Source organism: Sphingobacterium sp. 1.A.4 (assembly GCF_002734245.1).
Lineage (GTDB): Bacteria > Bacteroidota > Bacteroidia > Sphingobacteriales > Sphingobacteriaceae > Sphingobacterium > Sphingobacterium tenebrionis.
The window spans coordinates 24,662-34,086 of sequence record NZ_PEAZ01000060.1 but is presented as its reverse complement, the minus strand read 5'-3'; the positions used below and the strand labels follow the sequence as shown (position 1 = coordinate 34,086).

Here is a 9,425-nt window from a genome sequence, read left to right as displayed (position 1 = left end):
CAGAAATGTCAAAATAATCCTTTGAACAATCAATACCTGTTACCATCTTTGTATACCATTTTTGTGGATTACAGCAGCTCTTATCATAACTTATCAATCGTAAAAACAGGCTCCTGGCCTAATGAACTGTCCAAGTTTATGATAGGAATAAGAGAGGGGGATTAACATTGCGAAGGGTCTCTCAAGGACCAATGACGATTAAAAATCTTACTCCCTCTCTCGCTGTATCCTAAATGAAATACAAAATTATATTCTGTTTCTTTAATTCCTATAACTTCCCTACAAACTTACGATGACGCTGAAAGATTGCTTCGTTCCTCGCAATGACGTCAACCTGCAATGACGTATGGCCTCGCAATGACATAAAACCTCCCAAAAGTTAATTAGCTTCAAATAACCTATTCCCAAAAACCTTATTATAATAAGACAAGGTATAAACATCGATCTGATGTGTATAATTCCTTCCTTCTTTTGCCTTTCCGTGCAATTTACTCACTGAATAATACACAATATCATCATTCGAAAAATTATCCAAATCCTTATTACTTGATTTTTTACCATCAATCCAAACCCCATAAACCGAAGGGTTTTTCCAGGCAGAAAACATAGACATATCTGGTGATTTCTTTGTTGGTTTTGTTTCCAATGTAATAAATACACCAGGACTCAAAAACATATTACCTTCCCCAGATCTCGCAGCTCTCTGTTCCTTCGTCATTTTGGAAGCAATATACGCCATCCGTTTTTGATCTATTGTCCCAAAATCCACATTATTCCTATTTTTACCAACAGACAATTCTTTAATCACTTTATCATACTCAGCCAACATGGCTTTACTTGCGCCTTTTTGTGGCACAGTATCCGCACCTTGAAATGTCTTATTCGCAGAAACCATATCTTCCATTTCAGAAATTGTTTCCATTGGAAGACTTCCAGCAGTCTTGTTACTGAACAATAGGGCAGACCCTGCCAGCAACAAGCCAGAGAAAACAAGCATACCTGCTTTGTTCCTCCATTTTTCTTTTTTGTTCATCATGTTTAATCGGGTTTTTAATTGTTTAAAATTTAATTGACTACTCAGAATTGGATTTTTTTCTTGATATTCCAGTCCGATCAAGAGGTATTGATAGGCTTTTAAGGAATTACTTTTATTTAATACCGCTTCATCCGCTAAATATTCATGATTTAATTGTATTGAATTTTTGATCAACCAATTAAAAGGATTCCAATAAGCAAAGATCAAGATGATTTCAGCCAATAACACATCTAAACTATGAACCTGTCTGACATGCGCTAATTCATGATCTAAGACCATTTTCGAAATATCCTTTCCATAATCTTCCTTAGAAACAAATACATACTTGAAAAAGCTGAAAGGATCGTTTTTCCCGTTTAATACAATCAAGGTAAAATCTGATTGCGGAATTCCTTTATTTCTTCTAATCAATCTGTATAATTGAAGGAGGTTTTTGAGAAACCTGATCAATAACAAAACCGATATACCTATCCCAAGGATGACAAGCACAAAAACCCAATCTATCTTTTCCTGCTCAACCAAGTTCGGAGCGGTAAGAATGGAAGGACCAACTGTCCCTTGGGTAATAACTGTATGCTGTATATTAGGAATCTGTTGAAGCAATTCCGGTGCATCCATCACGGAAAAACTTAGGAAAGGAATTACAAAGGGAAATAGGATACAGGCGATGAGGTATATTCTCTTCGCTACATGATAATTCATGTTTTCAAACCATAGTTTATATGGAATATACAAACAGGCAGAGCAAAGCAGATAATTTAAAATATAAGTCATCATGATTTTTTCTTTTCTATTTCCGAATCGATCATTCGTTTCAGTTCTTGCAACTGTTCTTCATTCAGATCACTTGATTTGGTAAAAAAGGAGGCAAATTGCAAAGGAGAATTTCCGAAAAAATCCTTGATCATACTGTTTACCTGTTTCCCAAAATACGCTTCCTTGTCGATCAAAGGATAGTACTGCCGAGAATTTCCCAACATCTTATAACCTACAAATCCTTTCTCCTGCATCCTTTTCAATAAGGTCAATACCGTAGAATTAGATGGGAGAGGAGGTTCGAACTGTTCCATAATTTCTTTCATAAAGGCATTTTCTAGATTCCAGATGATTTCCATTACTTGTTCTTCGGATTTTGAAAGGCTCATATCTACAATTGTTTATGTTACTCTACAAGAGTAGATATTAAAATTAGAATTCCAAACTTTTTATCAAATTTTATTGGCATAGCCAAATCACATAAATATTACAATCTAAGCAATCGATTGATTTGCATAATATGCCCTAAACATCGCTTTCAACCCCTTAAAAACGGGTTTTTATCGAAATCTAATACTTATATTAGGTTCAAACATTATGAATTTTATTATGAATAAAACCTTTTTGACCTTAGCCATTTCCTGTTTGTTGACCGGTTCTGCTTTGGGACAAAGCGCCCAAGATTTTAAGGACGCCTATGAGAACCTATCTATTTTCCAGGATGCCATGGCGACCAAACTTAAGCCAGGCATCAAGAAAAAACAGATTGAACAATTAAAGGATCCAGCTTTAAAACAATTGGCATTGGACCTATTGAATGGAAAAAACGATAACCAATACAAATTGGCAAGTTATAAGGCTTATCTATCCCCAAATGTTCTGGGAAATATGTTGAGCATTGGTGATGGGTATAGTAAATATGAGAATGTTACGGGTGTTTATCTACCAACGGGTAAACATATCGTCATCGTAGATGGCATTGAGGAAGGCAAAGATGTAAAGTTACTGGTTCCCAATTGGATGCGAAAAGCTCCCAACCCGGAAGAACCGACCAAAGATCCGAAAGGGTGGGGAATCGAGAAGAAGGAATTCGAGTTGAAAAATGGTGTCAATATCATCGAATTAAAGGATTTTGGAAGTTTGGCCTACATCAGTTATTTCTCTTATGAACCTGAAAAAGAAAAACCGATCACGATCAATTTCCTTACTGGACAGGTAAACGGATATTTTGATATCAATAAACATAAGGATGCAGATTGGGACCGCATGTTATCCCAAGCGGTATTTCCTATTCTGGATGCCAAAGGAAAGCATATTCAGATTGCTTATCCGGTGGAATCCCTTAAAAAATATGCGGCAGGTAAAGGGGTAGAGCTGATCAGTAATTATGATTCCCTGGTATATCGCCAACACCGGATCATGGGACTGATCAAACACAACCGAGTGCCGGAAAATAAAATCCTGGCTCGGGTAAACTATAACTATTACATGTTCCGTGATGGGGATGGGGTAGCTTATATGGGTGATAAGAAAGGATATGCTATGGGTATGGTGGTTAATCCGGCATCGGTGATCAAAGGGGATCCTTGTTGGGGATTCAGCCATGAAGTAGGGCATGTGCACCAAACCAGACCCATGTTCAATTGGGGAGGCTTAGGTGAAGTGAGTAATAACCTATTTTCCTTATATGTGATGCGTTCCTTCGGAAATAAATCCCGGATATTGGGACAGAACAATTTCAATTTGGCAAAGACCAACATCATCGATAAAAAGATTTCCTTCCTTCAGGATCCCGATGTATTCAATAGATTGGTTCCATTTTGGCAATTGCAGTTGTATTTTGAAGGGGCTGGTAATAATCCTGATTTTTATCCTGATCTTTTTGAGGCTTTCCGCAATCAGAATAAAAACAATACCCCGAACAGGCAGCGAATCCAGGCAAATTGGGGCAGGGCAGGAGCTCCAGTGGAACGTAATCCAGCTGTACATCAACTGAATTTCGTGAAAACAGCCTGTGAAGTTTCCAAAACCGACCTGACCGAATTCTTTGATAAATATGGCTTCTTCTATGTAGGAACTATGGAATATGATGATTATGGAAAATATAATTATAATATGACGCAAGAAATGGTTGATGAATGTAAGAAAGCCATTAAGGCGATGAACTATAAAAAACCCAGTTTAGATATCAGTACGTTAAGCGATAAATTTTAAAATATAAGAATAGCTTGTTTTTTGTCAAGCTATTTTTGTTTAAATTAAAGCCATTAATACCACATTATTTTTAATACCACTTTAATTTAAAGCTGCATGAAATCAGTTTCGCGATTATTTTTTCATTATTTATTATTGCTGTTACCAATCTCCTTATTACCAATTACGTCTTTTGCTGCGAATGGGGATAGCAGTATAGTGGAATATTTCAGGGCTAGGATCAAGGATTATGAAAAATCTGGAGATTATGATTTCCAGAAGGGAAAAAAGCTTCCGATAAACCAGGTTGCTTCAGCTAAAGAAAGGATTTGGGAACTTTGGAAAAATGCAAATACCACTTTTGAGCAGTTACCGATAGTTTCATCGGAAGCCCCAAAAGAGAAATATGATTATCCGATATATTCTTGGAAAATGATTGAAGAGGACCCCATGCCTTTCTATTATTTCAAGAAACAGGAAAAACCTGCGGGAGGTTATCCATTGTTCCTTAATACCCATGGTTCAGGTCCAAAATCTTCGGAGTTCCTCGCTACGTTAAAATGGAGTTTAGTTTATCAGGACGGTCCCTCTGTTTATTTTATTCCCCAAATTCCCAATGAGAAAAGATATCGTTGGTGGTTTAAATCCAAGCAATATGCCTGGGAAAAGTTATTCCGATTGGCAATGATAGATGATACTTTTAACCCGAATAAACTCTATGTAATGGGTATTTCGGAAGGAGGGTATGGAAGTCAGCGATTGGCGGCATTTTATGCGGATTATCTAGCAGGAGCAGGGCCAATGGCAGGAGGGGAGCCTCTAGAGAATGCGCCACCTTTAAATTTTAGGCATATCGCCTTTTCGTTGGAAACAGGCGAAAAGGATACGGGTTTTGGAAGGAATAAACTGACATTAGCGGCTAAGCAGCAGTTCGATAGCTTAAGTAAGGTGTATCCAGGTGATTTTATCCATAAAATCAATCTGCAGCAGGGCAAAGGTCATAGTATTGATTATCGTGTAACCACACCTTGGTTGATAAATTATTCCAGAAAGCCACGTCCAATTGATTATGAATGGATGCTGTTTCCGATGGATGGAAGATATCGTAGAAGCTTTTATAATGTGTTTGTGCGGAAACCGTTGAACATTTCTGAGGAGGATGAATTTGATCGGGCATCATTTAAATTTAGGATAGATAAAAAGGATAATGCCATCTATTTAGAAACAAGTTTGAAGGTTAAAATGAGTGTCAAAAGCAAACCAGTCGATTCGGGAGAAATCAGTATCTATCTAGCGGAGGACATGGTTGATTTGTCTAAAAAGATCAAGGTATATTATCAAGGAAAACTTGTGCAAAATAAAAAATTGCAGCTTTCAGAGGCGAATATTATAGCGAGCTGTGCGATTTTTGCAGATCCAGAAAGATTATTCCCGGCCAGGATTGATTTGAAGTTATAAGCTGTTTCTGATTAAATTTTCTTGTAAATATATTCTTCAATTTCGATTTGTCTGATCGTTGAAAATCCTTTATCTGAACCGATTTTTATAAATCCACAGTTTTCCAGGACCTTTTGTGAGCCTATGTTATCAAATGCAACACGTCCATATAATGGTCTTGTTTTTTCAATGTCAAGGAAATTTTCCAATGCTTTTGAAGCAATTCCTTGTCCCCAAAATTTTCTGTCAATCCAATAGGTGATTTCTGCATCTGATTCGAGGATAAATTTGGAAATGCTTCCTACGATTTCATTGTCGATCAAGATCGTTTGGTTGTTTGTGGAAAGATCTGCTAATATTTTAGTGTATTTATTAAGATATGCGGATTTGTCCGTAGAATCTTTTGACAAAAATGTCGCTAAATGCCGAGCTTCTTGGTCCAGTTGGAATTGAAATAAGGTTTCTAAATCTGAGGATTTGGTTGGTCTTAGTGTTATGTTCTGATAAAAGTTATTCATGGGCATAAATAGTTTTTTAAATAGTTCAATTAAATCCTCTGGACAATTGTCTTTAGGTAAAAATAATACTAATAATCATATTCGTGGATTAGCTTTTATGTTTGGCTTCGAAGTAATAGTATACTGAAAGCATACTGAAAGTAAGTAAAATGTATGCTTTATATATTTATTACTTGCTTTAATCTTGGTTTAAACATGCTTAACGTACGATTCTAACCCCATATCAAACTTATTTTGAAGTGTTAGGTTAGAAGGCAACCTCAGGAAATGGATAATGTACGTTGCAAAGTTTGCTGAAAAAATTTATGGATAAAATTAAATAATTGCCTTAAGTACTAATTTATTATATTCATTAACGTGCATTTAATATTAAGTAAAAGGCTTTTATAGATATTTAAATCGGATCTAATTGCTCTTAAAAATACATCTAAATTTCATTGTTTTGATATTTTAAAGTACACAGATTCCATATAAAAAACTTTGTATTTGGTAGTATTATTACTATCTTTAAGATGTGAAGTTCGATTATTGAATCAAATTATTATTGGCAATAATAATATTGAATTATTTTAAAGTTTATACTTATGAAGTATGATGAACTACACAGATGGATCAAAAAGTGCGGTTGGCATAGAGTAAAGGATGGTAAACATCGAATTTATGAGAAAGATGGCATAAGATATCCAGTTCCTTATCATGGTGGTAAAGATGTCGGTAAGGGTCTTTTGACGAAAATCATAAAAGATCTTGGACTTTATTAGGTCCTGATTCCTATGGTGATTTCTTAAAATTAATAGATATGAAAACTTTAAAAATTATTATTGAACGCGGCGAAGATATGTTTGGAGCGTATGCAGATAGAATTTCAGGTGTGTATGGTGCGGGAGATACAGTTGAAGAGACAAAACAATCCATCCTTGATAGCATTGAACTTCTAAAAGAGTATAATTCTGCAGGAAATATTCCAAGCATTTTAAAAGGTGATTATAATATTGTCTATCATTTCGATGCTGAAAGTTTTCTCAACTATTACAAAGGAATCTTTACCAATGCTGCACTCGAAAAAATAACGGGCATTAATCAGCGTCAGTTACAACATTATTCATCAGGTTTAAAAAAACCACGACAACCCCAGTTAAAAAAAATTGAAGATGGCTTACACAAGCTTGCAAAAGAACTTCAATCAATAGTATTAATTTAAGGCAACTACTAATTATTTAAATTTTACTTATAGTAATCCTATAATTTATATTATGTTAAATAGATTATTACAAAGACTCCCCTTATAGAGAATCCTTGCGTTGTTTTAAAATTTAATATAATAGATTAGGCTGATTGTAAAATCACTGCTGCTACCGTTAAGTTGCTTCTGGGATCTATTAATATACCCCTTGAATTTTCAGGAAAATCCAGTTGGTCATCAAAGATGATATTCTCCGCTGCTTTAATTTTCACTTTGGCAATATCATTCAAACCGATATTTTCTCCAACAATTTTTTCCTGATTGTGCACATCATATTTATACTCAATTTCAGCTACCTTAATTTTGGTCAGTTTACTGTGATTTTGTAAAAGATAGATTTGACCAATTTCCAAAGTTTGATTTTCAAACCAAGCCAAATTCGCCTCTACTATTTTTTCGGATCTTGCTGGAAATGCTGCACTAACTATAAAATCACCCCTGGAAATATCCAATTCATCCTCCAAATGCAAAATTACAGATGCACCATTCTCAGCGATATCTAATGGTTTCTGGTCGAATTCTATGGCTGAAACCCTAGATCGTTGTCCGCTTGGAAGGATTACAACCTCTTCTCCTACCTTTAGCCCCTCTCCTAGCACTTTACCAGCATATCCTCTATAGTCATGTAAATCAGCACTTTGTGGTCTGATTACCCATTGTACAGGAAATCGCCAGCCTTTATTTTCCGAACTATCAATTTCCACATTTTCAAGGTATTCCAATAAGGAAGGTCCTGAATACCAGATCATTTGATTCGATTTTTCAACAATATTATCACCTTTTAAGGCTGATACCGGAATAAAGTCAACATCTTTTAACTCGAGATTTTCGGCTAAACGCAGGTAATCCGTTTTAATATTCTCATATACAGCCAATTCATAATCCATCATATCCATTTTATTGATACAAACCAATACCTTTTTCATCCCTAATAATTTGGCTAAAAATGAATGTCTTTTGGTTTGTTCGATAACCCCTTTCCTCGCATCGATCAAAATAATGATCAGATCAGAATTGGATGCACCGGTTACCATGTTTCGGGTATACTGTATATGCCCGGGCGCGTCGGCTATGATAAACTTCCTGTTTTCCGTTTGGAAATATTTATACGCCACATCGATGGTAATTCCCTGTTCACGTTCTGCCTTTAGCCCATCGGTCAAAATGGCAAGATCTACAGTTCCATCGTCATTTTTTCTATTAGCCCGTTTTATTGCCTCCAATTGGTCATCAAAAATGGAATTCGTATCGTAGAGCAATCTCCCGATTAAGGTGCTTTTTCCATCGTCTACAGATCCAGCTGTAATAAATTTTATAATGTTCATGATGATGCTATACTAAGTTTAAAAATAACCTTGTTTCTTGCGCTCTTCCATCGCGGCTTCGGATACCTTATCGTCCAATCTTGCTCCTCTTTCGCTTACCGTAGAAGCTTTTATTTCTGCGATAATATCATCCAAGGTATTCGCTTCTGAATGTACTGCAGCTGTACAGGTGATATCACCTATCGTCCTGAATCGTACCGATTTATTTTTAATTATATCTTCTTGGTCTAATTGTAGAACAGGATGTGCTGCCATCCATTGCCCATTCCTAAAAACCACCTCTCTTTCGTGACTGAAATAGATGGATGGGATGGCTATTTTTTCCCGTTGAATATAATTCCAAACATCCAATTCGGTCCAATTGGAGATGGGAAATACACGGACATTTTCCCCTTTCTGAATCTTTCCATTGAAGATGTTCCACAGTTCGGGCCTTTGCCTCTTTGGATCCCATTGTCCAAAATCATCCCTAACCGAAAATATCCTTTCCTTTGCCCGAGCTTTTTCCTCATCCCTCCTTGCCCCACCTATACAGGCATCAAATCCATATTGTTCGATGGTATCCAATAGCGTAATGGTTTGCAGCGCGTTTCGGCTAGCGTTTTTACCTTTTGGCTCAATCGCCCTGCCTTGATCTATGCTATCCTGAACAAAGGCAACGATCAATTGCTCACCAATTTCCTTAACCAATTGATCCCTAAAATCTAATGTTTCCTGGAAATTATGTCCTGTATCGATATGCACCAAAGGAAAAGGGAATTTTCCCGGTCGAAAGGCTTTCTTAGCCAAGTGCACCAAAGTGATGGAATCTTTTCCCCCAGAGAATAATAAAGCCGGCTTTTCAAATTGCCCAGCAACTTCTCTTAATATATAAATGGCTTCCGCCTCTAAATGATCTAAATAATCCATGCTTATGT

General features: G+C 36.2%; 9 protein-coding genes. 4 read left to right on the top strand and 5 right to left on the bottom strand.

All coding sequences use genetic code 11. The annotated features are described in order from the left end of the window. Positions 1–379 precede the first annotated feature (379 nt). Together CRJ00_RS10235 and CRJ00_RS10230 are read right to left on the bottom strand one after the other, a co-directional pair. Positions 380–1,738 carry a M56 family metallopeptidase gene (locus tag CRJ00_RS10235; RefSeq protein WP_180268474.1) on the bottom strand — a complete coding sequence of 453 codons (1,359 nt, stop codon included), beginning with the start codon at positions 1,736–1,738 and terminating at the stop codon, positions 380–382. 71 nt (positions 1,739–1,809) lie between these two features. Next, positions 1,810–2,181, bottom strand: a complete 372-nt coding sequence (locus tag CRJ00_RS10230) for a BlaI/MecI/CopY family transcriptional regulator (RefSeq protein WP_099366774.1) — start codon at positions 2,179–2,181, stop codon at positions 1,810–1,812. A 220-nt stretch (positions 2,182–2,401) separates the two neighbouring features. Here CRJ00_RS10230 and CRJ00_RS10225 point away from each other — a divergent pair, with 220 nt between their 5' ends. Together CRJ00_RS10225 and CRJ00_RS10220 are read left to right on the top strand one after the other, a co-directional pair. Next, positions 2,402–4,006, top strand: coding sequence for a M60 family metallopeptidase (locus CRJ00_RS10225; RefSeq protein WP_099366779.1), 1,605 nt, complete (start codon positions 2,402–2,404; stop codon positions 4,004–4,006). Between the two features lie 96 nt (positions 4,007–4,102). After that, a complete protein-coding gene (locus CRJ00_RS10220) occupies positions 4,103–5,443 on the top strand; it encodes a hypothetical protein (protein ID WP_099366773.1) in 1,341 nt (446 codons plus the stop codon). Between the two features lie 11 nt (positions 5,444–5,454). Here the strand turns inward: CRJ00_RS10220 and CRJ00_RS10215 are convergent, their stop codons facing one another. Further along, entirely contained in the window at positions 5,455–5,940 is a 486-nt protein-coding gene (locus tag CRJ00_RS10215) for a GNAT family N-acetyltransferase (protein ID WP_099366772.1), read from the bottom strand. A gap of 584 nt (positions 5,941–6,524) precedes the next feature. Between CRJ00_RS10215 and CRJ00_RS10210 the strand changes: the two genes are divergently transcribed. Both CRJ00_RS10210 and CRJ00_RS10205 read left to right on the top strand, forming a co-directional pair. Beyond that, on the top strand, positions 6,525–6,701 hold the full coding sequence (locus CRJ00_RS10210) for a type II toxin-antitoxin system HicA family toxin (RefSeq protein WP_099366771.1): 177 nt from the start codon (positions 6,525–6,527) through the stop codon (positions 6,699–6,701). Positions 6,702–6,739: 38 nt separating this feature from the next. Then, positions 6,740–7,141 (top strand): type II toxin-antitoxin system HicB family antitoxin, encoded by a 402-nt coding sequence (locus tag CRJ00_RS10205; protein ID WP_099366770.1) that lies wholly within the window; start codon positions 6,740–6,742, stop codon positions 7,139–7,141. A gap of 125 nt (positions 7,142–7,266) precedes the next feature. Here CRJ00_RS10205 and CRJ00_RS10200 read toward each other — a convergent pair whose 3' ends face one another. Next, positions 7,267–8,508 (bottom strand): sulfate adenylyltransferase subunit 1, encoded by a 1,242-nt coding sequence (locus tag CRJ00_RS10200; protein WP_099366769.1) that lies wholly within the window; start codon positions 8,506–8,508, stop codon positions 7,267–7,269. Positions 8,509–8,526: 18 nt separating this feature from the next. Beyond that, a complete protein-coding gene (gene cysD, locus CRJ00_RS10195) occupies positions 8,527–9,417 on the bottom strand; it encodes a sulfate adenylyltransferase subunit CysD (protein WP_257213742.1) in 891 nt (296 codons plus the stop codon). Positions 9,418–9,425: the final 8 nt, after the last annotated feature.

Coding starts and splice junctions, on each gene's coding strand:
- CRJ00_RS10235 (WP_180268474.1), bottom strand. CDS start 1,738: ATGAATTATCATGTAGCGAAGAGAATATACCTCATCGCCTGTATCCTA.
- CRJ00_RS10230 (WP_099366774.1), bottom strand. CDS start 2,181: ATGAGCCTTTCAAAATCCGAAGAACAAGTAATGGAAATCATCTGGAAT.
- CRJ00_RS10225 (WP_099366779.1), top strand. CDS start 2,402: ATGAATAAAACCTTTTTGACCTTAGCCATTTCCTGTTTGTTGACCGGT.
- CRJ00_RS10220 (WP_099366773.1), top strand. CDS start 4,103: ATGAAATCAGTTTCGCGATTATTTTTTCATTATTTATTATTGCTGTTA.
- CRJ00_RS10215 (WP_099366772.1), bottom strand. CDS start 5,940: ATGAATAACTTTTATCAGAACATAACACTAAGACCAACCAAATCCTCA.
- CRJ00_RS10210 (WP_099366771.1), top strand. CDS start 6,525: ATGAAGTATGATGAACTACACAGATGGATCAAAAAGTGCGGTTGGCAT.
- CRJ00_RS10205 (WP_099366770.1), top strand. CDS start 6,740: ATGAAAACTTTAAAAATTATTATTGAACGCGGCGAAGATATGTTTGGA.
- CRJ00_RS10200 (WP_099366769.1), bottom strand. CDS start 8,508: ATGAACATTATAAAATTTATTACAGCTGGATCTGTAGACGATGGAAAA.
- cysD (WP_257213742.1), bottom strand. CDS start 9,417: ATGGATTATTTAGATCATTTAGAGGCGGAAGCCATTTATATATTAAGA.